Origin of the sequence: Rhizobium sp. AN6A, from assembly GCF_900215635.1 — a bacterium.
GTDB classification, from domain to species: Bacteria; Pseudomonadota; Alphaproteobacteria; order Rhizobiales; family Rhizobiaceae; genus Agrobacterium; species Agrobacterium tumefaciens.
Window position 1 is genome coordinate 666,490 of the sequence record NZ_OCNC01000003.1, and the last position, 24,252, is coordinate 690,741.

Annotated in this window: 20 protein-coding genes and 1 pseudogene; 3 read left to right on the forward strand and 18 right to left on the reverse strand. The window is 59.5% G+C overall.

What is annotated here, in order from left to right; translation table 11 throughout:
• Positions 1-40: 40 nt before the first annotated feature.
• From CRO62_RS06950 to CRO62_RS07010, 12 genes are all read right to left on the reverse strand, one after another.
• Positions 41-2,377: a glucose/quinate/shikimate family membrane-bound PQQ-dependent dehydrogenase gene (locus CRO62_RS06950; protein ID WP_097099687.1), complete on the reverse strand. Its 2,337-nt coding sequence runs from the start codon at positions 2,375-2,377 to the stop codon at positions 41-43.
• A gap of 104 nt (positions 2,378-2,481) precedes the next feature.
• On the reverse strand, positions 2,482-2,712 hold the full coding sequence (locus CRO62_RS06955; RefSeq protein WP_097099688.1) for a hypothetical protein: 231 nt from the start codon (positions 2,710-2,712) through the stop codon (positions 2,482-2,484).
• A 517-nt stretch (positions 2,713-3,229) separates the two neighbouring features.
• A complete protein-coding gene (locus CRO62_RS06965) occupies positions 3,230-4,273 on the reverse strand; it encodes a helix-turn-helix domain-containing protein (protein ID WP_097100412.1) in 1,044 nt (347 codons plus the stop codon).
• A gap of 117 nt (positions 4,274-4,390) precedes the next feature.
• Entirely contained in the window at positions 4,391-5,176 is a 786-nt protein-coding gene (locus CRO62_RS06970; RefSeq protein WP_025595201.1) for a 3-hydroxybutyrate dehydrogenase, read from the reverse strand.
• 4 nt (positions 5,177-5,180) lie between these two features.
• Positions 5,181-7,136 (reverse strand): acetoacetate--CoA ligase, encoded by a 1,956-nt coding sequence (locus tag CRO62_RS06975; protein WP_097099690.1) that lies wholly within the window; start codon positions 7,134-7,136, stop codon positions 5,181-5,183.
• On the reverse strand, positions 7,133-8,017 hold the full coding sequence (mmsB, locus tag CRO62_RS06980) for a 3-hydroxyisobutyrate dehydrogenase (RefSeq protein ID WP_097099691.1): 885 nt from the start codon (positions 8,015-8,017) through the stop codon (positions 7,133-7,135). The genes CRO62_RS06975 and mmsB overlap by 4 nt, the downstream gene beginning before the upstream one ends.
• Positions 8,018-8,030: 13 nt before the next feature.
• Positions 8,031-9,626, reverse strand: a complete 1,596-nt coding sequence (locus CRO62_RS06985; RefSeq protein WP_097099692.1) for a GMC family oxidoreductase — start codon at positions 9,624-9,626, stop codon at positions 8,031-8,033.
• 73 nt (positions 9,627-9,699) lie between these two features.
• The gene (locus CRO62_RS06990; RefSeq protein ID WP_019566513.1) at positions 9,700-10,707 is read right to left on the reverse strand and encodes a branched-chain amino acid ABC transporter permease; all 1,008 of its coding nucleotides are present in this window, start codon (positions 10,705-10,707) and stop codon (positions 9,700-9,702) included.
• A gap of 1 nt (position 10,708) precedes the next feature.
• Positions 10,709-11,596 carry a branched-chain amino acid ABC transporter permease gene (locus CRO62_RS06995; RefSeq protein ID WP_097099693.1) on the reverse strand — a complete coding sequence of 296 codons (888 nt, stop codon included), beginning with the start codon at positions 11,594-11,596 and terminating at the stop codon, positions 10,709-10,711.
• A gap of 2 nt (positions 11,597-11,598) precedes the next feature.
• Positions 11,599-12,300 carry an ABC transporter ATP-binding protein gene (locus CRO62_RS07000; RefSeq protein WP_004431956.1) on the reverse strand — a complete coding sequence of 234 codons (702 nt, stop codon included), beginning with the start codon at positions 12,298-12,300 and terminating at the stop codon, positions 11,599-11,601.
• A gap of 1 nt (position 12,301) precedes the next feature.
• Entirely contained in the window at positions 12,302-13,087 is a 786-nt protein-coding gene (locus CRO62_RS07005) for an ABC transporter ATP-binding protein (protein ID WP_025595206.1), read from the reverse strand.
• Between the two features lie 14 nt (positions 13,088-13,101).
• Positions 13,102-14,310: an ABC transporter substrate-binding protein gene (locus tag CRO62_RS07010; RefSeq protein ID WP_013762102.1), complete on the reverse strand. Its 1,209-nt coding sequence runs from the start codon at positions 14,308-14,310 to the stop codon at positions 13,102-13,104.
• A 232-nt stretch (positions 14,311-14,542) separates the two neighbouring features.
• On the opposite strand from CRO62_RS07010, the gene CRO62_RS07015 reads away from it, so the two are divergent.
• Positions 14,543-15,460, forward strand: a complete 918-nt coding sequence (locus tag CRO62_RS07015) for a LysR family transcriptional regulator (protein ID WP_097100413.1) — start codon at positions 14,543-14,545, stop codon at positions 15,458-15,460.
• 135 nt (positions 15,461-15,595) lie between these two features.
• Positions 15,596-16,619 (forward strand): annotated as a pseudogene (locus tag CRO62_RS07020) (LLM class flavin-dependent oxidoreductase).
• A gap of 191 nt (positions 16,620-16,810) precedes the next feature.
• Here the strand turns inward: CRO62_RS07020 and CRO62_RS07025 are convergent.
• A complete protein-coding gene (locus CRO62_RS07025) occupies positions 16,811-17,929 on the reverse strand; it encodes a mandelate racemase/muconate lactonizing enzyme family protein (RefSeq protein ID WP_097099694.1) in 1,119 nt (372 codons plus the stop codon).
• A 282-nt stretch (positions 17,930-18,211) separates the two neighbouring features.
• On the opposite strand from CRO62_RS07025, the gene CRO62_RS07030 reads away from it, so the two are divergent.
• Positions 18,212-18,886, forward strand: coding sequence for a GntR family transcriptional regulator (locus CRO62_RS07030; RefSeq protein ID WP_097099695.1), 675 nt, complete (start codon positions 18,212-18,214; stop codon positions 18,884-18,886).
• An 88-nt stretch (positions 18,887-18,974) separates the two neighbouring features.
• Here the strand turns inward: CRO62_RS07030 and CRO62_RS07035 are convergent, their stop codons facing one another.
• From CRO62_RS07035 to CRO62_RS07055, 5 genes are all read right to left on the reverse strand, one after another.
• Positions 18,975-19,820 (reverse strand): ATP-binding cassette domain-containing protein, encoded by an 846-nt coding sequence (locus tag CRO62_RS07035; protein WP_004431943.1) that lies wholly within the window; start codon positions 19,818-19,820, stop codon positions 18,975-18,977.
• Positions 19,817-20,656 (reverse strand): ABC transporter ATP-binding protein, encoded by an 840-nt coding sequence (locus CRO62_RS07040; protein WP_051489722.1) that lies wholly within the window; start codon positions 20,654-20,656, stop codon positions 19,817-19,819. Before CRO62_RS07040 ends, CRO62_RS07035 begins: the two co-directional genes overlap by 4 nt.
• Before the next feature lie 3 nt (positions 20,657-20,659).
• Positions 20,660-21,574: an ABC transporter permease subunit gene (locus CRO62_RS07045; protein ID WP_097099696.1), complete on the reverse strand. Its 915-nt coding sequence runs from the start codon at positions 21,572-21,574 to the stop codon at positions 20,660-20,662.
• A complete protein-coding gene (locus tag CRO62_RS07050; protein WP_004431937.1) occupies positions 21,571-22,578 on the reverse strand; it encodes an ABC transporter permease subunit in 1,008 nt (335 codons plus the stop codon). Before CRO62_RS07050 ends, CRO62_RS07045 begins: the two co-directional genes overlap by 4 nt.
• Positions 22,579-22,641: 63 nt before the next feature.
• Positions 22,642-24,246 (reverse strand): ABC transporter substrate-binding protein, encoded by a 1,605-nt coding sequence (locus tag CRO62_RS07055; RefSeq protein WP_004431933.1) that lies wholly within the window; start codon positions 24,244-24,246, stop codon positions 22,642-22,644.
• Positions 24,247-24,252: the final 6 nt, after the last annotated feature.

Genomic DNA, 24,252 nt, shown 5'->3' on the forward strand with positions numbered 1-24,252 from the left:
ACCCATTCCGGTTTTTTTGTTTGATTGAATCCGCCTCGTTTTACGGCAGGGTATAGGCGATCACATAGTCGCCCGGCTTGGTTCCAACGGAGCCGTGACCACCCGCAACCATCACAACATATTGCTTGCCGCCATCCAGCGCATAGGTCATGGGCGTTGCCTGACCACCGGCCGGCAGACGTGCTTCCCAGAGCTGTTTGCCGGTGGTGAGGTTGTAGGCGCGCAGATAGTTGTCGACGGCAGCACCTAGGAAGGCCACGCCACCCTTGGTAATCATCGGCCCGCCAATGCCCGGCACGCCCACCTTGAAGGGCAGTGGCAGCGGCGTCATGTCATGGACCGTGCCGTTCTTGTGCTTGTAGGCGATATCGCCGGTGCGCAGGTCGGCACCCGCGACATAACCCCACGGCGGTGCCTGGCAAGGGATTTTCAGCGGACCGAGGAACGGTCCCATGAAGACGCCATAGGGCGCACCGTCATTGCGGTTCAGCCCCTGCTCACTACCCTTCTCGTCCTGGCCCTTCGGCGGAATGTCGGCGCGCGGCACGAGCTGCGAGGTGAAAGCAAGGTATGTCGGCATGCCGAACATGACCTGACGCTCGGGATCGACCGCGACGCTGCCCCAGTTGAACGTGCCAAAATTGCCGGGATAGATGATGGAGCCGGTCAGCGAGGGCGGCGTGTATCGGCCCTGATAGTTCAGCTGATGGAAGCGGATGCGGCAGGCGAGCTGATCGAACATGGAGACGCCCCACATGTCCTTTTCCTTCAGCGGCTCCGGCTTGAACGACAGCGCCGTCGTTGGCTGAGTCGGGGAGCTGAAGTCCTCAGGGATTGTACCGCCCGGTGCCGGTTCTTCCGTAATCGGCAGAAGCGGCTCACCCGTGCGCCGGTCCAGAACGTAGATATCGCCCTGCTTTGTAGGGCCGACGAGTGCGGGGACGCTTTGACCGTTCTTGGTGATGTCGAGCAGCACCGGCTGGGCCGGCACATCCATATCCCAGAGGTCGTGATGAACCGTCTGGCGCACCCAGCGATCCTTGCCGGTATTGATATCGAGCGCCACGATGGAGGAGGAATATTTCTCCACATTCTCGCTGCGACCCATACCAAGCTGGTCCGGCACCTGATTGCCGAGGGGTACGTAAACGAGGCCAAGCCCCTCGTCGTAACTCAACACGGACCAGCTGTTCGGCGAGTTGGTGGTGTAGGTTTCGCCTGCGGCAATCGGCTCGGTCTTTTCCGGATTGCCGGAATCCCAGTTCCAGATGAGTGCGCCGCTGTTCACATCGAAAGCACGGATGACGCCGGACTGCTCCTGCGTGGAGTAGTTATCGTTCACCGCACCGCCGATGATGATCTTGCCCGCCGCGATCACGGGCGGCGAGGTCGAATAATAATAACCGGCGGGATTGTATTTCATGCCCTGTTCCAGATGCAGCACGCCCTGATCCGCAAAGGATGTGCAGATCTGACCGGTCGCTGCATCAAGCGCAATCAGCCGCGCATCCGAGGTCGGCAGGTAAACGCGCTCGGCGCAGGCGGTGCCCTGTGCGGCATTGGGTTCGGCATAATAGGAAACACCGCGGCACGTCTGGTGCTGGCGGTCGGGGTTAAGACCGACATTGGGGTCGTATTTCCATTTTTCCTTGCCGGTGGCGGCATCGATGGCGATCGCCCAATTATGCGGCGTGCAGATATAAAGCGTATTGCCGATCTTGAGCGGCGTTACCTGATAGGTGGTTTCACCCACATCATCCGGTAGCTTCACGTCGCCGGTCTGGTACCGCCACGCTTCCTTCAGCTGCGAAACATTATCGACATTGACCTGCGTCAGCGGCGAATAGCGCTGGCCATAAGGCGTGCGGCCGTATTGATGCCAATCGCCATCCGGCACGTCGCCGCCATAGATCGGCGCGGAAGCCACCTTCTCCTCAGGCAAGGACCCTGCCTGGTCATGCGGATCCTGCGCCATGGAATATCCCGCCACCACGATGGAGGCGAGAACAGAGAGCGCGAGTGGCCAGGCATTCGGGCCATAATTCAGCCCTGTCGGGCTTGAAAAACCGAGAGGCTTCCTGACCCAGGGCACCAGCAACCACAGGCCGATAAGAATGACGATGCCACCCCGCGGCCCAAGCTGCCACCAGTCGAAACCCACTTCCCAGATTGCCCAGGCGAGTGTCGCGACAATGAAGACGGCATAGACGTGGAGAGCTGCCCGGTTACGCTTGAACAGCAGAATGGCTGTCAACAGGAAGGCCATACCGGAAAGGACGTAATAGAAGCTCCCGCCCAACATGACGAGCTCAGAGCCGAAACCGAACAGCGCAAGGCCGATCAGCGATAGAATGACCGCAGTAACGGTGACTGCCATGAATGAAACCCCCGATTCCTGTCACTTTGCGTGAAATGGAATTGGGGGCAATCTGGTTCCATACAAACTCAACATTCGCCGTGAAAAATTTCACGGCATGCTGGTTATGGGTTTTGTGTCGCCGGCGCCGTCTCCGTCTGAACGTTTTGCGGCCGGTTCTCGTCGGGTTCGAAAACCGCATATTCGACGACCGTCCAGACCACCAGCGCGAGAAGCAGACTGACAACCAGAATGACAAGAACTGGACGTCCTTTTACCCCTTGCCGCGCCCGCGTTGCCGTTTCATTTTTCGGATCATGCCGACCGCCAAGATAGCTGGTATTTTCTCTGGCCATGTCTCTTACTCCCTGTAACCCTGTTGATTTAATTCACAGGGACACAGTTTGTTCCAGACAGCAAAATCAGCTTAGCCGTACTCTGCGACCGCAAGTCTGGATATATCGCAACCGGCACCGTCGGGCTCATCGACCGCGCTGAAACTTTGCCCAATCCCCAGCCACGAGAATGGTGGCCGGCGATTGGCGTCTTCCGTTTCGCATTGGACCTCCGGCGGGTTCTCAGAAATCGACAGCCACAGCGGTGGTCCCGCAGTTTCAAAGTCGCATTGGTCGCCGGCGGCTTCGAGGTATCTATTCGTGTCGCGGCGACGCACCCGCCATACGGGCAGCATTTCCAGAAAATTGAGAATTCGTATCATCATGATTGTCAGGCGAAATATCTATTAAAAACAACGTCCGCACTGTGGCATGCCCGCCGCGCAATCGCACCCTTGCAGACGTGCAGGCGGAACGAATGGTCGGATTGTGCCAACATTCCGTCATACAGTGTCAGATCGGCTTCGAAACAATCGCGTCAGCGACCGAGCTGCACGATCCAGCGTGTCCACTCTGCGCTATCCGGTTTGATAATATCAGGCATGGTATCACGGTTTTCGGATGCGAAATGCCGCATCTGCCGCGGCGACAGGCCAAAGGTCTTCTTGAAAACGCGGCTGAAATTTTCCGGGTTGGTGAAGCCATAGGACGCCGCCACCTCAGCTATCGTCATATGGGCCGACTGCGGCGCCCGCAGGAAATCCATTGCCCGTTCGAGGCGCCTATGGGTGATGCAGGCCGAAAACCCGCCCAGCGGTTCGAAAAGCCGGTAGACGGTGCGTCGCGATACGCCGAACTCGCCCATGACCTTTTCCACCGACAAGGCCGGATCGAGCAGGTGATTGTCGATATAGCGCCTGATGGATGCCCGCAGCGCCCGCTGAACACCCTGCGCATTGTCTTCCCGGACATGATTATTGATGGCAGCCGCGGCAAGCTCCAGCAATGGCGAGACCGTGGCCGCGCCGTCATTGGCATTCATGACGTCAAAGTGGCGGTAAACGCTCGTCATCGTTTCCCGCAGCAGAGATACCAAGGGCAAACCGGCCGGCAGCACGCGCTCGTGATTATTGCCGGAACCGATGAGCCTGCCTTCCAGCAGCCGGCGCGGCACGACAAGGCTCAGATGATCGTGATCCGTTGTGGCTGTGGCCAGCGGCTGCGCCATGTCGATGATGTAGAGATCTCCCGGGCCGGCAGTCTCGCCCGCTCCGCGCCGCGACATGCTTTGGCCGCTGGCGTAAAATTGCAGGAGAAAGCCGTCCATCCCATCCCGGGCAATCTTGTGGCGCGAGCGGTCGAAATCCTGCGCCGAGGACTGGGTGCGGCCAAGCGCGACATTGCCGATGAAGGCGGCATCGACACTGGCAAAAAACCCGTCATCCTGCGATCTGCGCAGGCGGGCGTCAAAAAGCACGTTGATCGAATCCCGCCACAGCGCCATGGCGTCGCGCTTCGGCACATGGCGCGTATCGAAACGCGAGCGCGCTAACGGAGCTTCCGAAAACCCTGTGTTCATAATACCGCTGTTCCGTGAACACGGCGCTGACCCCGCCGCACGCAAAACTATACAGTATTGAAATCGCATCACAATACCGGAGGGATGGCAGATGGTTCGCTTGAGCCGGATGCGCGAAAACTATTTGGCGGTCCAGCCGCCATCGATGGAAATGGTGGTACCGGTGATGGAGCGCGCCATATCGCCGGTGAGGTAAAGCGCCATCTCCGCCACTTCCTCCGGCTGCACGAAACGTCGCGTCGGCTGCGGCGCAAGCATCACCTTCTTCACCACCTCATCCTCGCCCATGCCATGCAGGCGCGCCTGATCGGCAACCTGCGCCGCGACGAGTGGCGTCCAGACGTAACCGGGGCAGATGGCGTTGCAGGTAATGCCAAGTTCTGCCACTTCCAGCGCCACGCTTTTCGTCAGGCCCACCACGGCATGTTTCGTCGCCACATAGGGACCCTTGAAGGGTGAGGCGCGCAACCCATGCGCGGAAGCAATATTGACGATGCGCCCCCAACCCCTTTCCTTCATGCCCGGCAGGGCTGCACGGATCGTATGAAAAGCACTGTCTAGCGAGATCGCGACAATATGGGAGAAATCGGCGAAATCGAATTCGTCGATCGGCGCGACCTTCTGGATACCGGCATTGTTGACGAGCACGTCGATGTGACCGAATTCGGCAATGACGGTTTCCGGCAGATGTGCACTCTCGTCATAATTGGCGAGGTTGGCAGAAAAATAGACCGGCCGGTGCCGCGCTACCTTCGCAACCGCCTCCAGTGCCTGCGTCGCCGCCTCCACGGTTTCTATGCCATGGACGGCGACGAGAAATCCCGCCTCGGCAAAACGTTTGGCGATGGCAAGGCCAATGCCGCTGGTGGAGCCGGTGACCAGAACGGTTTTCGGTTGATCCTCCATCATCCTAATCCTTCAGTTGCGGCAGGTTGCGGAAAAGCTCGAGCGCTTCGGGATTTGCGAGCGCGTCGGTGTTTTTCACCGGCCTGCCATGAATGGTGTCGCGAACCGCGATTTCGGAAATCTTGCCCGAGCGGGTACGGGGAATGGCCGTGATGGCAATGATCCTCGCCGGAACATGCCGTGGCGTAGCACCCGAACGGATGCGGGTACGGATGGTCTTTTCGAGTTCCTCCGTCAGCGCCGCACCCTCTTTAAGGCGCACGAAGAGGATAACCCGTTGGTCACCATCAATGTCCTGACCCACGGCAATCGCTTCCTCGACCTCCGGCACGGCTTCCACCTGACGGTAGATTTCCGCCGTACCGATGCGAACCCCACCGGGATTGAGCGTCGTATCCGAGCGCCCGTGGATGACATATCCGCCGGTGGTTCGCATTTCGGCAAAATCGCCATGCGCCCAGATGCCCGGGAAGCGATCGAAATAGGCAGCCTGATAACGAGAACCGTCCTCATCGCCCCAGAATTTGACCGGCATGGAAAGATGGGCATTGCGGCAGACGAGCTCACCAGCCACGCCGCGAACGGGATGGCCTTCATCGTCCAGGGTATCGACATCCATACCGAGCATCGCGCCCTGCAACTCCCCACGGTGAACAGGTTGCAGCGGATTGCCGCCAAGGAAACAGGCGCATATATCCGTGCCGCCGGAAATGGAGGCGAGATGCAGATCGGCCTTCCAGTCGCGATAGATATAATCGAAGGATTGCGAGATGAGCGGCGAGCCGGTGGAAAGGATTGTCCGAAGGGATGAAAGGTCATGGGTTTCGCGCGTTTTCAACCCTGCCTTCAGGCATGCGTCGATAAATTTGGCCGATGTTCCGAAGGTCGCGATCCGTTCGGCGTCAATGAGATCGATCAGCCGCGCGGGCGACGGATAACCGGGATTGCCGTCATAGGTGACGAGGGTGGCGCCAAGCGCCAGGCCGGACACCTGCCAGTTCCACATCATCCAGCCGCAGGTGGTGAAATAGAAGAAACGTTCGCCTTGCCTGATATCGCATTGCAGCTTCTGCTCCTTCATATGCTGAAGAAGCAGGCCACCGCCGGAATGGGTGATGCACTTCGGCTTGCCGGTGGTGCCGGAGGAATAGAGGATCGCCAGCGGCGCCTTGACCGGCAGCCGGTTGAACGCGATTTCACCCGGCTCGAAGGGCGCAACGAAATCATTCAACGTCACGCAGCCGAGTTCGGAAAGGCTGGCGGGAACAACGTCACCGATCAGCACGATCTTTTGAGGGGCAGCGCTTTCCACCACCGCGCGGATGGTCGGTCCGACATCGATCCGCTTGCCGGCATAACCGTATTCCGGCACGGCGATGAGGATTTTCGGATCGATCTGCGAGAGCCGGTCGGAAGCTCCCGCCGGGCCGAAATCCGGTGAACAGGACGACCAGATGGCTCCGATGGCGCTCGTTGCCAGATAACCGACGATCGCCTCGATATCGTGGGTGACGATGGCTCCGATGCGATCGCCTTCCTTCACGCCTGCGTGGACAAGCGCCTGCACCATGAGGGAGACATCCGCATAAAGCTGCCTGCGGCTGATTTCGCGCCGCGTGCCATCATCGCGATGGGCGATAATCGCCAACCGTTCATCGGCATCGCGCAGCAGGTTTTCGGCATAATTGAGCCGCGCGCCGGGATAAAACTCGGCTTCCCGCATGGTCGCGCCAGGCTTGAAGGCCCTTTCGCCGCGCGTGCCGATGATCCCCAGCTCGTCCCACAAGGCATTGTAAAAGGCATCCGGTGCCTCGATGGACCAGCGCAGCAGGCCGGAATAATCATCAGCCGCAAGCCCATGCAGCGACGCGGTCTTTGTGGCAAAGGCGAAAAGCGCCGAGTGCTCCAGCCTTTCCCTTGGCGGTACCCACAGAATATCCGACGGCGTGGCGTCCATCATGCCTCGCCTCCGCGTAGCATTTCGACAATTGCGGAGAAATCACGCGCGCCACCGCCCTCATCGATGAAGTTCTCATAAAGCGCCGATGCTGCGGCGCCGAGTGGAGTGGCAACGCCGGCTCCATTCGCGGCCGCCTGCGAGAGTAGCAAATCCTTCAGCATCAGCGCCGCAGCGAAACCGGGTTGATAATCATTGTTCGCCGGCGATGTCGGCACTGGTCCCGGCACCGGGCAATAGGTGGTGAGCGACCAGCATTGACCCGATGAGGTGGAGGCGACATCAAACAGCGCCTGATGCGAAAGGCCGAGTTTTTCGCCCAGCACGAAGGCCTCGGAAACCGCAATCATGGAAACTCCGAGGATCATGTTGTTGCAGATCTTGGCCGCCTGCCCGTTGCCGCCCTTGCCGCAATGGACGATCTTCTTGCCCATGGCTTCCAGCACCGGCTTGGCCGCCGAGAAAGCCTCAGCCTCGCCGCCACACATGAAGGTCAAGGTGCCGGCACTGGCACCGCCCGTACCGCCAGATACCGGCGCGTCGACCGAAGGGCAGCCGGCGGAAGCGGCAAGCTCGTGTGCCTTCAGGGCGCTCTCCATATCCACCGTCGAGCAATCGATAAGAAGCGTTCCGGCAGCTGTTTTCTGCACCAGATCACCATATACCGAAACAACATGTTCCCCCTTCGGCAGCATGGTTACGATCACTTCCGCCGCATCAATGGCTTCGGCAGAATCCAAAGCCACGGGAATTCCGGCCTCCCTCGCCGCCGCGCGGCATGCCTCGGAAAGGTCGAAACCCCTGACGGCATAACCCGCCTTGACGAGATTGGCGGCCATCGGCAGGCCCATATGGCCAAGTCCGATAAAAGCGACGGTCTTCATGGGAACGCTCCTCTTAGCGATTATCCGCAAGGATCATGTCGGCAGCCTTTTCGGCAATCATGATCGTTGGCGAATTGGTATTTCCGGACGTGATCCTCGGCATGATGGAGGCGTCCGCCACACGCAGCCCTGCAAGCTTGCGGAATTTCAGCCGCGTATCGACAACACTTTCGGCATCGGAACCCATGCGCAGGGTGCCGACGGGGTGGAATATGGTCGTGCCGATATCGCCCGCAGCGCGGGCCAGATCGTCGTCATTCTCAAAAGAAGGGCCGGGCCGATATTCCTGCGGCTTGAACCGCGAAAAGGCGGGCTGGTTGACGATGCGGCGCGTCAGCCGCATGGAATCGATCGCCACCCGGCGGTCGCCTTCCGTCGAAAGATAATTCGGTCGGATTTCCGGCTGCATGGCGAAATCCGGTCCTTTCACATGCACTGAGCCTCGGCTTTCCGGCCGCAGATTGCAGACACTTGCCGTAATGGCCGGAAAAGTGTGAACCGGGTCACCGAACTTGTCGAGTGACACCGGCTGGACATGATATTCCAGATCCGCGGTCTCCTTTTCCGGAGAGGAACGGGTGAAGACACCAAGCTGGCTCGGCGCCATCGACATCGGCCCGGAGCGGGTCAGGGCATATTCGAGGCCGATCCTTGCCTTGCCAAACAGGGTGGAGGCCCTCTCATTCAGCGTCAGGACGCCTGAAACCTTGTAGACCATGCGCAATTGCAGATGATCCTGCAGGTTCTCGCCCACACCTTGAACTTCCGTCACTGTGCCGATACCGGCGGCCTGCAACACGTCGCCGCGGCCAACGCCGGAAAGCTCCAGAATGTGTGGTGAACCGACTGCACCTGCGGAAAGCACCGTTTCGCGCCGTGCACGCATCTTTTTCAAGACGCCGTCGTGGTGAAACTCGACGCCGGTGACCCGGCCCTCTTCGACAATGAGACGCTTGACATGGGCCTTGGTCATGACTGTCAAATTCCGGCGGCCAAGCGCCGGTTTCAGAAAGGCCTTGGCCGTGTTCCAACGCCAGCCCGACCGCTGGTTCACATCGAAATAACCGGCCCCTTCATTGTCGCCGCGGTTGAAATCTTCGGTCGCAGGAATGCCGGCCTCACCCGCTGCCTGCTGAAAGGCATCAAGCACATCCCAGCGCACGCGCGCCTTCTCCACCCGCCATTCGCCGCCGGTGGAATGCATGTCGCCCTTCCCGCGATAGAAATCCTCCGACTTCAGGAAATAGGGCAGGATATCATCCCATCCCCAGCCCTCGCAGCCGAGTTGACGCCAGACATCGTAGTCGCGCGCCTGACCGCGCATATAGATCATGCCGTTGATGGATGAACAGCCGCCGAGGACCTTGCCGCGAGGATAGATCAACGACCTTCCGTTAAGCCCAGGTTCTTCCGCCGTCTTGAAACACCAGTCGGTGCGCGGATTGTTGATGCAATAGAGATAACCAACCGGAATATGGATCCAGTGATAATTATCGTTGCCGCCCGCTTCCAGCAGCAGGACGCGATTGTTCGGGTCTTTCGAGAGGCGGTTGGCGAGAACGCATCCCGCACTTCCCGCTCCGATGACGATATAGTCAAATTCCGCCATGCTATTCTCCATGCGGCTCCCTTGCCGCGTCGCCCCGGACGCGGAGGAGCCTTCCCCCTGTTTCAAAAAATTCTTATCCCCGGTGCTGAAAACCCAGTTTTCGCCCGAGCCGCGAAGCGTAAAATTCACCGATCAGACCGCGCCGGAACACCAGAACGCAGGCCATGAAAACGAGGCCGGTGATGATGGTGACCGGGAAATCGGATGTCGCGAGATAGTTCTGCAGCGCGACGACAAGCCCCGCACCGAAGATCGGGCCGATCATGGTGCCGATACCGCCAAGCAGGGTCATCAGGATAACCTCGCCCGACATCTGCCAGGCCACATCGGTCAAGGTTGCGAACTGGAACACCAGCGCTTTCAGGCCGCCCGCAAGACCGGCAAGCGCTGCCGACATGACGAAAGCACCAAGCTTGTAACGCTGCACGCTGTATCCAAGAGAAATGGCGCGCTGCTCGTTTTCGCGGATGGATTTCAGGATCATGCCGAAGGGCGAGTTGACGAAACGCCAGATGACGAGAAGTGCCAGCACGAAGGCGGCCAGCACCGTGTAGTAAATGTTCAGCGGCGCGTTGAGATCGAGAAGGCCGAAGAGGTGTCCACGCGGCACGCCCTGCAATCCGTCCTCACCATGGGTGAAGGGTGCTTGAAGGCAGAAGAAATAAAACATCTGGGACAAAGCAAGCGTGATCATGGCGAAATAGATGCCCTGCCGGCGAATGGCGAAAAAGCCGATGACGAGGCCAAGAAGGGCGGCACCCGCCATGCCGATGAGGAGGCCGATCTCGGGCGTGACGCCCCATTCCTTCACCGAATAGGCGGTGAAATAGGCAGCGCCGCCGAAAAATGCCGCATGGCCGAAGGAAAGCAGCCCGGTATAACCGATCAGCAGATTGAAGGCGCAGGCAAACAGCGCAAAGCACAGAAGCTTCATCAGAAAGATCGGATAGACAAACATCGGCGCAGCGATCAGCACGGCCAATCCTGCCAGTATCAGCACGGTCTTGATGGTTCCGGCGGTTGCGGAAACCTCCGCCTGCGGCATCGCGCCGGCTGTCGGGTTGTGAGTGGCTTTGGACATATCAGGCGTCCTTTCCGAAAAGTCCGGCGGGGCGGATGAGCAGCACAAAGGCCATGATGACGAAGATGACGATGTTGGACGCTTCCGGGTAGAACACCTTGGTCAGGCCTTCAGCGATACCCAGCATGTAGCCGGTGACGATGGCGCCCATGATCGACCCCATGCCGCCCACCACGACGACAGCGAAGACGACGATGATGAGGTTGGTGCCCATCAGCGGTGAGACCTGATAGATCGGCGCGGCCAGCACGCCGGTGAAACCGGCAAGGCCCGCACCCAGCGCGTAGGTCAGCGTCAGGAGCACAGGCACGTTGATACCGAAGGCCTGCACCAGTGTCGGATTTTCCGTCGCCGCGCGCAGATAGGAGCCGAGCCGCGTCTTTTCGATCAACGCCCAGGTGGCGATGCAGGCGACAAGCGAGATGACGACGACGAAAGCGCGGTAGTTCGGCAGGAACATGAAACCGAGATTGGTGCCGCCGGCAAGCTCGCGCGGAACCGAATAGGGCTGACCCGCCGCACCGTAAAGCCAGCGGAACGTGCCTTCCACCACCAGCGCCAGGCCGAAGGTGAAGAGCAGCCCATACAGCGGATCGAGATCGTAAAGCCGCGACAGTAGCAGGCGCTCGATGATCGCGCCGAAAAGTGCAACGACAAGCGGCGTCACCACCAGTGCCCACCAGAAGCTGATGCCGAAATATTGCAGGCCGAGAAAGGCGACGAAAGCGCCAAGCATATATTGGGCACCATGGGCGAAATTGATGACGCGCAGCAGGCCGAAAATGACGGCAAGGCCGAGCGACAGCAGCGCATAAAACGACCCGTTGATGAGGCCGATCAGCAATTGCCCGAGCAGGGCCTGAACCGGAACGCCGAAGAGCATCGTCATCGTTAAACCCCCAGCACTTTATTGAGTTCGCCCATGCGGCCGGAAAGCTCGCCCACCGGAAAATTGCTGACCATCTGGCCATGATCCATCAGGTAGAAACGATCCGCGATGCGGCTGGCGAAGCGGAAATTCTGCTCGACCAGAACCACGGTCATTCCACGACTTTTCAAGGTCTTCAGCACCTCGCCGATGCGCTGCACGATTACAGGCGCAAGCCCTTCGGTCGGCTCATCGAGCAGGAGAACCTTGACCCCTGTGCGCAGGATGCGCGCCATGGCCAGCATCTGCTGTTCGCCGCCGGAAAGCTTGGTGCCGGGGCTCGCCCGACGTTCATAAAGATTGGGAAACAGCTCGTAGATTTCATCGAGCGTCATGCCGCCGGATGCGACGACGGGCGGAAGTTTCAGATTTTCCTCGACGCTCAGTGTCGCGAAGATGCCGCGCTCTTCCGGCACGAAACCGAGGCCGTATTTCGCCGTGCGATGCAACGGCACCGGCATCAGATCCTTGCCGCCGAGCTTGATCACGCCCTTGCGGTTGCGGATGATGCCCATGATGGTGCGCAACGTCGTGGTCTTGCCGACCCCATTGCGCCCGAGAATGGTGATGGTTTCGCCTTCGCCGACGGTCAGATCGACGCCGTGCAGCGCCTGGCTTTCTCCGTACCAGGATTTCAGGTTGGAGACTTCGAGCATTGCCGCCATATCACGCCTCCTCCGTGCCCATATAAGCCGTGCGCACGCGCGGATCGGCGGAGACGGTGGCATAATCGCCCTCCGCCAGAATTTCGCCCCGCTGCAGCACCGTCACCTGATGGCAGATATCTGCCACGACCTTCAGATTGTGTTCGACCATCAGCACCGCGCGCGTTTTGGCCACTTCGCGGATGAGATCGGCGACATGCGCGACATCCTCGCCCCCCATGCCCGCCATCGGCTCATCGAGAAGCAATACCTTCGGGTCGAGCGCAAGCGTGGTGGCGATTTCAAGAACGCGCTTGCGACCGTAGGAAAGATCGGCCGCAAGTGCATTTTTTTCCCGTGTCAGGCCAACCGTTGCGATCAACTCCTCGGCACGTGCATTGAGCCTGTCGAGTGAAGAGAGCGGCAGCCAGAATTGCGTTGAAAGGTTATTCGGCCGCTGCAACGCCACCCGCACGTTCTCCAGAACCGTCAGATGCGGAAACACCGCCGATATCTGGAAAGATCTGACGAGACCGAGCCGCGCCACCTTGTCCGGCGGCGTCTTTGTTATATCCGTTCCCATGAAGGTGATCGCCCCGCCTGTCGGCTGGAGAAACTTGGTCAACAGGTTGAAGACCGTGGTTTTGCCGGCGCCGTTCGGACCAATAAGTGCATGTACCCGGGCATGATGGACGTCGAGATCGACGTTTTTCACGGCCGCGAATGCGCCGAAGGTCTTGGAGAGACCGCGCGCCGAAAGCACGACGCGGGGTTCCGCCTGACCGGCAGGGGCGGGAGCGATCATCATGAAGTTCCCCCTTTTTACTGCGTTACCAGCGGGCAACCGCTTTTTGCGGGGTCCATGAAGGCTTCCTTGCCGGGGATCGTGGCAAGCACCTTGTAGTAGTCCCACGGCTGCTTGCTCTCATCCGGCTTCTTCACTTCCATCAGATACATATCGTGGATCATGCGGCCATTGGCGGCCACATGGCCATCCTTCGAGAAGACGTCGTTGACAGGCATTTCCTTCATGGCCTTTGCCACGGCGTCGGCATCGTCGGTGCCGGCCTTATCGATGGCCTTCAGGTAATGCAGCACGGCGGAATAGGTACCAGCGTGGACCATGTTCGGCATGGCGCCGGTGCGTTCCTTGAACCGTTCGCCGAATTTGCGCGATTCATCGTCGCGGTCCCAATAGAACCCTTCCGTCAGCGTCAGGCCCTGAGCCGCTTCGAGACCGAGGCCGTGCACTTCGGCAAGTGTAAAGAGAAGGGCCGCCAGCCGCTGCCCGCCCGCGACGATACCGAATTCAGCGGCCTGCTTGATGGCGTTGGACGTGTCAAGACCGGCATTGGCAAGGCCGATGACCTTCGCGCCTGATGACTGCGCCTGCAACAGGAAGGAGGAATAATCCGTAGAGGCCAGCGGATGGCGCACGGAACCCAGCACCTTGCCGCCATTGGCCTTGACGAAGTTGGACGTGTTTTCTTCCAGCGAATAACCGAAGGCGTAATCGGCAGTCAGAAAGAACCAGCTGTCGCCGCCCTGTTTCACCAGCGCACCGCCGGTACCGACTGCCAGCGAATAGGTGTCGTAGGCCCAGTGGAAACCATAGGGGCTGCACTGCTTGCCCGTCAGCTCGGTGGTTGCCGCGCCCGTGTTGATGGTGATCTTCTTTTTGTCCTTCGAGAGTGCCTGCACGGCAAGGCCGACCGACGACGAGGTCAGTTCCATGATCGAATCGACCTGTTCGGTGTCGTACCACTGCCGGGCGATGTTGGAGGCGACATCCGCCTTGTTCTGGTGGTCAGCCGTTACCACTTCCACCGGCGCGCCCAGCACCTTGCCGCCAAAATCCTCGACCGCCATCTTCGCGGCCTCATAAGAGTATTTGCCGCCGAAATTGGCGTAGACGCCCGACTGGTCGTTCAAGATGCCGATCTTGACCTTGCCGTCCGAAATCTCGGCAGCGTAAGCGGCGGTGCCTGCCGCCAGTGCCATGGCCGTGGATAAAACGATACTCTTGCGCATGACTTCTCCTCCCAGAGATGATTGCGAGCCTCAGATAGGTCTGTGCAACGGTGAACGAAGGCGCATGGCGATCGTCCCACGGTGTTGCATCACAACGGTCGCGCCACCCTCCTCAAAGCAGCGCCTCCCTATGTAGACTTCTCGAATTCGGCCGTTGACACAAGAGCGGGGCATCATCAAATTGCGAACAGGAACTGTTCATTTTTGAACAGACCTGGCAATGGAGACCGAATTGGCCACGCCTTTTACCTGGGACGACCTGCAATATTTTCTGGCGGTGGCCCGCACCGGACAACTTTCATCGGCAGCGCGTAGCCTGCGCACCAGCCACGCCACCGTCTCCCGCCACATCGACCGGCTGGAATTCTCGCTTAAAACCAAGCTGTTCGAGCGAAATCCGCGTGGTTACGAACTGACGACGGTCGGGCGGCGGCTGGTCGATACCGTCGAGCGCATCGAGGCGGAAGCGGAAAGATTGCAATCGGATATTTCCGAAAGCGGCAGCCTGCTACGCGGCGTGGTCAGGCTCAGTGCGCCTGAAGGTTTTTCCAACTTTTTCTTCGTGGAAAGGCTGAAAGACTTCGCCACCACCCATCCGCACATCATGGTGGAGATGGTGACGATCCAGCAGATCATGGCATTGTCGAGGAAAGAAGCGGATGTGGCGGTCACGCTCGATCCACCGAAAGCAGGCCCCTACATCAACGAACAGATCGTCGATTACACGCTGCATATCTACGCATCGCGTTCCTATCTTGCCAGCCACCCGAAAATCACCCGGCGCGAAGATTTGCCCGATCATTTCTTTATCGGTTACGTGCAGGATCTGATCTTCTCGCCGGGCCTCGATTACATGCGCGACGTGATGCCCGGCCTCAGGCCCAACTTCCAGTCATCGAGCATTTTTGCGCAGTTGACCGCAACGCTGAGCGGCCGTGGCCTTTGCATATTGCCCAACTTCATCGCCGCACGCTTTCCGGACCTGCAGATGGTGCTGGCAGGCGAAGTGGAACTGCGGCGGGGTTACTGGCTGACGAGCCATCAGGACCTCGCCAATGTGCCGCGCGTGCGCTCGCTGATGGATTTCATTCTCACGACGGCGCGCGCGCACCAAAATCTCTTCATCCTCGACCGCAAGACGATCGCCTGAAACGACCGTCGTTCACATTTCGGCGACACCGTGTCTACGCGTGGCGGATTGGAGAATCCGCACTGCTGCCTATATGACTGACAACAACGATGCCGGCTCAAGTCAGCTGCATCCTTAAACATTTGGAAGGTCATCATGAAAAAGATCGGATTTCTATCCTTCGGACACTGGACGCCCTCGCCCCAGTCGCAGACCCGCTCTGCCGCAGACACCTTGCTGCAGTCGATAGACCTCGCCGTTGCTGCGGAAGAACTCGGCGCCGACGGCGCTTATTTCCGTGTCCACCACTTCGCCCGCCAGTTGGGATCACCTTTCCCGCTGCTTGCCGCCGTTGGCGCCAGAACGAAAAGCATCGAGATCGGCACCGGCGTCATCGACATGCGTTATGAGAACCCCTTTTACATGGTGGAGGATGCGAGTTCAGCCGATCTCATCGCCGGCGGACGCCTGCAACTCGGCATCAGTCGCGGTTCTCCCGAACAGGTGATCGACGGCTGGCGCTATTTCGGCTACCGCCCTGCCGAGGGCCAGACCGAAGAGGACATGGCGCGCCAGCACACCGAAGTCTTCCTCGAGCTTCTGAAGGGCGAAGGTTTCGCCGAGCCGAACCCACGGCCGATGTTTCCCAACCCGCCCGGCCTGCTGCGGCTGGAGCCTCATTCCGAAGGGTTGCGCGAGCGCATCTGGTGGGGTTCCAGCTCCAATGCGACGGCGGTTTGGGCGGCAAAGCTTGGCATGAACCTGCAAAGCTCCACCCTGAAAACGGATGAGACCGGCGAGCCCTTCCATGTGCAGCAGGCCCGAACAGATCCGTGCTTACCGCGCCGCATGGAAAGAGGCTGGACACGCCCGCGAGCCACGCGTGTCGGTCAGCCGCAGCATCTTCGCTCTCGTCAACGATCGCGACCGGTCCTATTTCGGTTACGGCAGCGAGGGTGACGACAAGATCGGTTACATCGACGACAAGACGCGCGCGATCTTCGGGCGCAGCTACGCCGCCGAACCGGAAGCGCTGATCGAGCAGCTAAAAGCCGACGAAGCCATCGCCGAGGCCGACACACTGTTGCTGACCGTGCCGAACCAGCTGGGCGTCGACTACAACGCCCATGTTATCGAGACGATCCTCAAACAGGTGGCTCCTGCACTCGGCTGGCGCTAAGTCTGGCAAAACCTGCATCATACCCACACCGTCACCCCGGATTAGATCCTGGGTGACGGTGTGATCAAGCCTTTGATCGCGCACGATTCCTTTGACGGCACCGACGCTCCGTGGCCGGATGCCGGGTAAAGCCCGGAATGACGGAGAGAGGGCTTTCGCTTTTCCTGCAATCCGGGCTGAACGCCTCTGTTTCATTTCACCGCTTTGCCGTAGCGGGCGATGCTTTCGGCCAAAGGCGTGGTGCTGGCGCCGGGATGCTCCGGGCGTTTGTAAACACCGTCGCGAACATGGATCGGCTCTTCGAAATGGTCCTTTATCCACGGAATATATTCGAGGATGGTCGATGCCGGATGCCAGTAACTCAGATGCACATGCACCTGGCTCATCTCACCGGCATGCGGAACGACGGGCAGGCGATGGGCGAGCGCGAGGTCAGCGACCTGGATATATTCGGTGATGCCGCCAAGCCGGGTTACATCCGGCTGGACATAGGCAACCGCGCCCGCATCGATGAATGACCGGAACGCATCCACCGTATAAAGCTGCTCTCCGAGAGCGATGGGAATGGATGTGTTGCGTGCCAGCCGCGCGTGGCTGGTCACATCGTCGTACCAGAGCGGTTCTTCGAACCAATAAATATCCAGATCCTTTGCCACCGCGCAGAAGCGCTGGCATGTCGGCAGATCCCACTTGCCGTTGCCATCGATAGCGATGCGTATCGAGGAGCCGAGACGCTTGCGCACCGCCGCGAGGCGTCCGATATCGATATTCGGATCATCGTGCCCGACCTTGATTTTCAGGCGGGTAAAGCCATCCTCTTCCACTGCCCTGGCGCTGCCCGCCAGCAGATTTTCGAGATTGAAGGAAAGCCACCCTATATCGGTATTGTAGGCTTCGACCCCTGCGGTGCGCGCGCCGCCGAGATATTGCCAGAGTGGCACGCCCGCCTTCTTCGCCTTCAGATCCCAGAGCGCCACATCGACCGCGGCCAGCGCCAGATGGGTAATGCCCGCGCGGCCGACCCATTGCAGGGACGGATAACGAGCAAGTTTTGTCCACAGCCGCGAATGTTCGGATGCATCCTCGCCGATCAGCAGAGGTGCATAGCAATCGCTGATGCAGGAGGTGATCAACCGGTCGGACGGCAGATGCGCATGGGTGCCGGTAAAGCCGTAACCCTCAAGACCGTCACTCGTCGTAATTTTTGCGCCGACGACGCCCCAGTGGGTGATGCTGTGGGTGGAATCGGAAATGGATTCCGATGTCAGCGGCAGATGCAGGATGAAAGGTTCGACAGCGGTTATTTTCATGATCGGTCAATTCCTCGACGCTTGAGCAGCCTTTGGGGAGGAAAAAACGGAAGTCCAGTCCTGATCGAAGCTCCACCGATTAATCGGCGGAATATCGCCACTGCCCGCGATCATTGACCGCAGGAGATGAAACCTCAGGGGATTGCCCGGCCACCCTCCTCCAGCAGCCAGCTTCCGATGACCGATACAGCTAAAGCAAAATCGATCATTGTAAAATAAAAAATTTTTTATTTTTTATATTCTGTCATTGCCTGTCATTCGCGGTTGGGCGATGGTGCTGCCATGAACACACTGATCAAAGTCACGCTCGCCGACCAAGCGCATCAGGAACTGCGGGCGCGCATCGTCAGCGGCAGATTGCGCGGCGGTGAACGCCTGTTGCCCAACGAACTTGCCGCCGATCTTGGCATCAGCCCCACGCCGGTCAAGGAAGCATGCCTGAAACTCGAGGCAGACGGACTGGTGGTCAATTCCTCAAGGCGCGGCATGGTGGTGCGCGATTTTACCGTGGAGGATGTGGAAGAACTCTACGCCGCCAGAATGCTGCTGGAAAAAGGCGCCGTGGAAGTGGCCTTCGATGCCGGGCAGCTGGACGAAGCCTTGCATGCGCAGCTTCTGGAAAGCCTTGCGAAACACCGCGAATTTGCCAAGAGCGCGACGCTGGACGATCTCTCCAAGGCGCTGTTTCACGATCGCAGCTTCCACACGGCCCTTGTTTCGGCCGCGCGCATTCCGGTCATTTCCGGCACGCATGGGCGCATTCTCGACCAGACCCACACGGTTTTCGTATCGATCCTTGGCGACTACGCCCGCTCTGTCGAGGAACACCAGAATATTGCCGACGCCATCGCCGCCCGCAGCAAGGCTCAGATCGTCGACGCCCTATGGCGCCATCTGGAGCGTAGCAGGCAGAATACGCTGCGGCAGGTGCGTCTGCTGAGAGAGGTCGGGGCCTGAGCGTGCCCCCGCAATCTTTTGAAGTCCTGAAAAAACAACAGGCCGGAAATCCGGCCTGTTCCATTTATTCATCGGTCAATCGTCGATCTCAAGCCGTCGCGGCCTGCCGTGCCGCCTTGCGGCGCTCCACGCGAGCGCGGATGGCGTCTACATCCGTTACCGGAGTGGCGGCAAAAAGCTGGCGCGTATAGGCGTGTTTCGGATCGGCGAATAGTTCCTCGCGCGTGCCCTGCTCCACGGCTACACCCTTGGAAATAACCATGACGTCATCGGCGATATAGCGAACGACGGAAAGGTCGTGGCTGACGAAGACGTAGGTCAGCTCGAACTCTTCCTGAAGGTCTCTCAGCAGGTTCAGCACCTGCGCCTGCACTGAAAGATCGAGTGCCGAGACCGGCTCGTCCAGCACCAGAAGTGCGGGGTTGAGCATCAGCGCCCGCGCAATCGCGATGCGCTGCCGTTGGCCGCCGGAGAACATGTGCGGATATCGGTTGAAGTGTTCGGGACCCAGCCCAACCTTCACCAGCATGGCTTCAGCCCGCTCACGACGCTCGGACGCCGGCATTTTGGTGTTGATGACAAGCGGCTCCATTAGCACGTCGCCCACCTTCTGGCGCGGATTGAGGCTGCCATAGGGGTTCTGGAACACCATCTGCACCTTGGAGCGCATGTCCGTGCCGGGACGGCGCTTTGCGATATCGACCGGCTGGCCGTCGATCTTCAGCTCGCCACCGGATGCCGGGTCGATCAGCGCGATGATGCGCGCAAGCGTCGATTTGCCGGAACCGGACTCGCCGACGATGGCGAGCGTCTTGCCGCGCTCGACGGCAAAATCGATGCCTTTCAACGCCTGCACGGTCTTTGCTCCGCCGAACAGGCCGCCGGGAACGTGATAATGGCGGGTAATGCCCTTGCCTTCGACAACGATGCTCATTGAACGCCCTCCTTGCCGAAGAAGTCGGAAACCGTGGGCAGGCGGTCGCCGGTCGCATGTTCCGGCAGCGCGGAAAGCAATGCCTTGGTATAGGGATGTTGCGGGGCCTCAAACAGGCTCAGCACATCCGCTTCCTCCATCTTGCGGCCCTTATATTGCACGACCACGCGGTCTGCTGTTTCGGCCACGACACCCATGTCATGGGTGATGAGGATCAGCGCCATGCCGTATTCTTCCTGCAGATCCATCAACAGATCGAGGATCTGTTTCTGGATCGTCACGTCGAGCGCGGTGGTCGGCTCGTCGGCGATCAAGAGACGCGGTTTGGAAGCGATGGCGATGGCGATCATCACACGCTGGCATTGACCGCCGGACATCTGGTGCGGATAGGCATTGAGCTTGGTCTCCGGCTCGGGAATGCCGACGGACCGGAAGAGCTCCAGTGCACGTGCACGCGCCGCAGACCGGCTCATGCCGAGATTGAGGCGCAGCACCTCCTCGATCTGGAAACCGACCGTAAAGGACGGGTTGAGCGAGGCAACCGGCTCCTGGAAGATCATGGTGATCTCACGGCCGATCAGCTTGCGGCGCTCCTGCGGCGACATGGCCAGCAGGTTTATACCGTCGAAGATCATCTCGTCGGCGGTGATCGTCGCCGTATCGGGCAAAAGCCCCATGACGGCGAGCATGGATACCGACTTGCCGGAACCGGACTCGCCGACGATAGCCAGCACTTCATGCTTGTCCACGGAGACGTCGATGCCGTTGACGGCCGTGAACGCGCCGGTGGCGGTGGCGAACTTGACGGTGAGGTTCTTGATTTTCAGCAGGCTCATCGCTTAGCTCCGCTTCAGTTTGGGATCGAGCGCATCGCGCAGCCCGTCACCCATCAGGTTGATGGCGAGCACCGATACGAGGATCGTCAGGCCGGGAAGGGTAACGACCCACCAGGCGCGCAGGATGAACTCGCGGGCTTCGGCCAGCATCGTGCCCCATTCGGATGCGGGCGGCTGCGCGCCCATGCCGAGGAAGCCGAGAGCCGCCGCATCGAGAACGGCAGATGAGAAGGAGAGCGTCGCCTGCACGATCAACGGTGCAAGGCAGTTCGGCAAAATGGTCTTGAACATCAGCCGGAAATTGCCGGCACCCGCCACACGGGCGGCGGTGACATATTCACGCCGAAGCTCGCTCATGACAGCTGCACGCGTCAGACGCGCGAAATGCGGCTGGTAGACGATGGCAATTGCGATCATGGCATTGGTCAACCCGGGACCCAGGATCGCGACCAGCACCAGTGCCAGAAGCAGCGATGGAAACGCCAGGATGACGTCCATCACGCGCATGATGACAGTGTCCACCCAGCCGCCGAAGAAGCCGGCAACGAGACCGATGACAATGCCGCCGACAAGGGCGATGGAAACGACGACGACGCCGATGAAGAGCGAATATTGCGCGCCGTAGATCAGTCGGGACAGCATGTCGCGGCCGACAGCATCGGTGCCGAGCAGGAATGCGGCACGGCCTCCATCCTGCCAGACCGGCGGGACGAGCAACGCATCTCTATATTGCTGGGTCGGGTCATGCGGGGCAATCACGGCTGCGAAAACCGCGATCAGAACCAGAAGAAGGAAGACGGCGAGGCCGATGACGGCGCCACGGTTCTGGCGGAAGTAGAACCAGAAATCGGCGATCATCCGGCGGCGGATGGCGGCGTCGGAAAGCCTGACGCCGGGAGCTGTGGTCACATCGCTCATTTGTGACGGATCCTTGGATTGATGAGGCCATAGGTGAGATCGACAAGCAGGTTGACGATCATCACCAGACCCGCAATCAGAAGCAGGCCGCTCTGCACGACCGGATAGTCGCGGCGCGAGATTGAATCGATCATCCACTTGCCGATGCCCGGCCAGGAGAAGATGGTTTCGGTCAGGATTGCACCCGCCATCAGCACGCCGATCTGCAGGCCGATGGTGGTGATGACCGGGATCATGGCGTTGCGCAATGCGTGAACGCCGACGACACGGGACGGCGACATGCCCTTTGCACGCGCTGTCCGCACATAATCCTCACCGAGGACTTCGAGCATTGCCGACCGTGTCTGGCGGGCAATAACTGCAAGCGGGATGGTGGCAAGCACCACCGAAGGCAGGATGAGATGTGACAGAGCCGAAGCGAAAGCACCCTTCTGCCCCGAAATCAGGCTGTCGATCAGCATGAAACCGGTGACGGAAGGGAAGAAATACATCAGCGAGATACGGCCCGACACCGGTGTCCATTGCAGGATGCCGGAGAACATGATGATAAGCAGCAGGCCCCACCAGAAGATAGGCATGGAGAAGCCAACCAGCGCCGTCGTCATGGAAATCTGGTCGAACCACGAGCCGCGGCGGATGGCGGCGATGACGCCGACCGGCACACCGATCAGGGTGGCGAGGATGATGGCGACGAGGCCAAGCTCGACTGTCGCGGGGAAGAGCGCCAGGAACTCGGTCAGAACGGGTTTCTTGGTGACCAGCGAATTGCCGAGATCACCCTGAAGGAGCCGCCCCAGAAAATGGAGATATTGCTGCCAGATAGGCTGGCTGAAGCCGAGCTGTTCGGCAAGTTGTGCATGCCGCTCCGGCGAAATGCCGCGCTCACCCGCCATCAACAGCACGGGATCGCCCGGCAGGACGCGAACGAAGGCAAAGGCAACGATGGTAATCCCGAGAAATGTCGGAACGAGATAGAGAAGTTTGCCGAAAATGAACCGGATCATGGTTTTTTCCTGAAAAGACGCGCGAAAGAACCTGAGTTCTTCCGCGCGTCCTGTTGTTTGGGATTACTCAGCGATATCGACGGATTCGAAGGTGAAGTCGCCAAGCGGGCTCATGGTGAAGCCGGAAACCTTGGCGGACATCGGAACGAACTGCGTGGAGTGCGCGAGCGTCGCCCACGGAGCCTGTTCCTTGAAGATCACCTGCGCCTGCTCATAAAGCTTGGTGCGCTCGGCAACGTCAGTGGTCTGTTTTGCCTTGGAAAGCAGTTCGGAGAACTCCTTGTTGCACCACTGAGCGCGGTTTGCACCGCCTTCGCCGGTTGCAGCGCAGGAAAGCAGAACGCCCATGAAGTTATCAGGGTCACCGTTGTCGCCGGTCCAGCCGAGGATGACGGCACCGTCGCGGTTCACTTCGGTCGACTTCTTGAGGTATTCACCCCATTCGAAGGAGACGATCTCGGCCTTGACGCCAACCTTCGCGAAATCCGACTGGATCAGCTCGGCGGTGCGGCGGGCATTCGGCATGTAGGGACGCTGAACCGGCATCGCCCAGATCTTCATCGTCAGATCCTTGACGCCAGCGGCTTCGAGAGCCTTCTTGGCAGCTTCCGGATCGTAAGGATCGTCCTTGATGCTGTCGTTGTAGGACCACATCGTCGGCGGGATCGGGTTCTTGGCAACCGTGCCGGCACCCTGGAATACGGCGTCGATGATCGCCTGCTTGTTCATCGCCATGTTCAGCGCCTTGCGGACTTCCGGCTTGTCGAAAGGTGCCACGGTGGTGTTGTAGGCGAAGTAGGCAACGTTCAGGCCCGGCTGTTCATCGAGCTTGAGGTTGGAATCGGCACGAATGGTGGCGAGGTCGGCCGGTGCCGGATAAGGCATCAGGTGGCATTCGCCAGCCTTCAGCTTCTGCAAACGAACGGCAGCGTCCGGCGTAATCGCGAAGATCAGATCGTCGATCTTCGGAGCTTCGCCCCAGTAGTCGGCGTTCTTCTGGTAGCGGATGACCGCGTCCTTCTGATAGGCGACGAACTTGAACGGGCCGGTGCCGATCGGCAGGTTGTTGAAGTCTTCCTTGGTGCCGGCCTTATCAAGCGTATCGGCATATTCCTTCGAAACGATCGAAGCGAAAGGCATCGCGATATTGGCAAGGAACGGTGCTTCCGGACGGGTCAGCACGAACTTCACGGTGTAATCGTCAACCTTGACGATTTCCTTGATCAGCGACGGCATTTCCATGGAGTTGTAATATTCGTAGGTGATGCCTGCGATATACTGGTTCCACGGGTTCTTTGTGTCACCCTGGCGGTTGTAGCTGAAGATCACATCATCGGCGTTAAAATCGCGGCTTGGCGTGAACTTCTCGTTGGAGTGCCACTTTACGCCCTTGCGCAGGTGGAACGTGTATTCGAGGCCATCGCTCGAAACTTCCCACTTTTCGGCAAGGCCTGGCTCAACTTCGGTCGTGCCCTTCTTGAACTCGGTCAGACGGTTGTAGACCGGATGCGCGGAGGCATCGAAGGTGCCGCCGGCGGTATAAGGCGAAGGATCGAAGCCTTCCGGAGATGCCTCGGAGCAATAAACGAAGGTCTTCGCCATGGCGGGCACGGCGGAAGCCATCGCAAGCGCAGAGGCTATAAGCAAACTGCGGGTCAGCGTTTTCATCTGGTG

Excerpts from the sequence above, each read along its gene's own strand:
- CRO62_RS06950 (WP_097099687.1), bottom strand. The coding sequence starts at position 2,377 with ATGGCAGTCACCGTTACTGCGGTCATTCTATCGCTGATCGGCCTTGCG.
- CRO62_RS06955 (WP_097099688.1), bottom strand. The coding sequence starts at position 2,712 with ATGGCCAGAGAAAATACCAGCTATCTTGGCGGTCGGCATGATCCGAAA.
- CRO62_RS06970 (WP_025595201.1), bottom strand. The coding sequence starts at position 5,176 with ATGGAGGATCAACCGAAAACCGTTCTGGTCACCGGCTCCACCAGCGGC.
- CRO62_RS06975 (WP_097099690.1), bottom strand. The coding sequence starts at position 7,136 with ATGATGGACGCCACGCCGTCGGATATTCTGTGGGTACCGCCAAGGGAA.
- mmsB (WP_097099691.1), bottom strand. The coding sequence starts at position 8,017 with ATGAAGACCGTCGCTTTTATCGGACTTGGCCATATGGGCCTGCCGATG.
- CRO62_RS06985 (WP_097099692.1), bottom strand. The coding sequence starts at position 9,626 with ATGGCGGAATTTGACTATATCGTCATCGGAGCGGGAAGTGCGGGATGC.
- CRO62_RS06990 (WP_019566513.1), bottom strand. The coding sequence starts at position 10,707 with ATGTCCAAAGCCACTCACAACCCGACAGCCGGCGCGATGCCGCAGGCG.
- CRO62_RS06995 (WP_097099693.1), bottom strand. The coding sequence starts at position 11,596 with ATGACGATGCTCTTCGGCGTTCCGGTTCAGGCCCTGCTCGGGCAATTG.
- CRO62_RS07000 (WP_004431956.1), bottom strand. The coding sequence starts at position 12,300 with ATGGCGGCAATGCTCGAAGTCTCCAACCTGAAATCCTGGTACGGAGAA.
- CRO62_RS07005 (WP_025595206.1), bottom strand. The coding sequence starts at position 13,087 with ATGATGATCGCTCCCGCCCCTGCCGGTCAGGCGGAACCCCGCGTCGTG.
- CRO62_RS07010 (WP_013762102.1), bottom strand. The coding sequence starts at position 14,310 with ATGCGCAAGAGTATCGTTTTATCCACGGCCATGGCACTGGCGGCAGGC.
- CRO62_RS07025 (WP_097099694.1), bottom strand. The coding sequence starts at position 17,929 with ATGAAAATAACCGCTGTCGAACCTTTCATCCTGCATCTGCCGCTGACA.
- CRO62_RS07030 (WP_097099695.1), top strand. The coding sequence starts at position 18,212 with ATGAACACACTGATCAAAGTCACGCTCGCCGACCAAGCGCATCAGGAA.
- CRO62_RS07035 (WP_004431943.1), bottom strand. The coding sequence starts at position 19,820 with ATGAGCATCGTTGTCGAAGGCAAGGGCATTACCCGCCATTATCACGTT.
- CRO62_RS07040 (WP_051489722.1), bottom strand. The coding sequence starts at position 20,656 with ATGAGCCTGCTGAAAATCAAGAACCTCACCGTCAAGTTCGCCACCGCC.
- CRO62_RS07045 (WP_097099696.1), bottom strand. The coding sequence starts at position 21,574 with ATGAGCGATGTGACCACAGCTCCCGGCGTCAGGCTTTCCGACGCCGCC.
- CRO62_RS07050 (WP_004431937.1), bottom strand. The coding sequence starts at position 22,578 with ATGATCCGGTTCATTTTCGGCAAACTTCTCTATCTCGTTCCGACATTT.
- CRO62_RS07055 (WP_004431933.1), bottom strand. The coding sequence starts at position 24,246 with ATGAAAACGCTGACCCGCAGTTTGCTTATAGCCTCTGCGCTTGCGATG.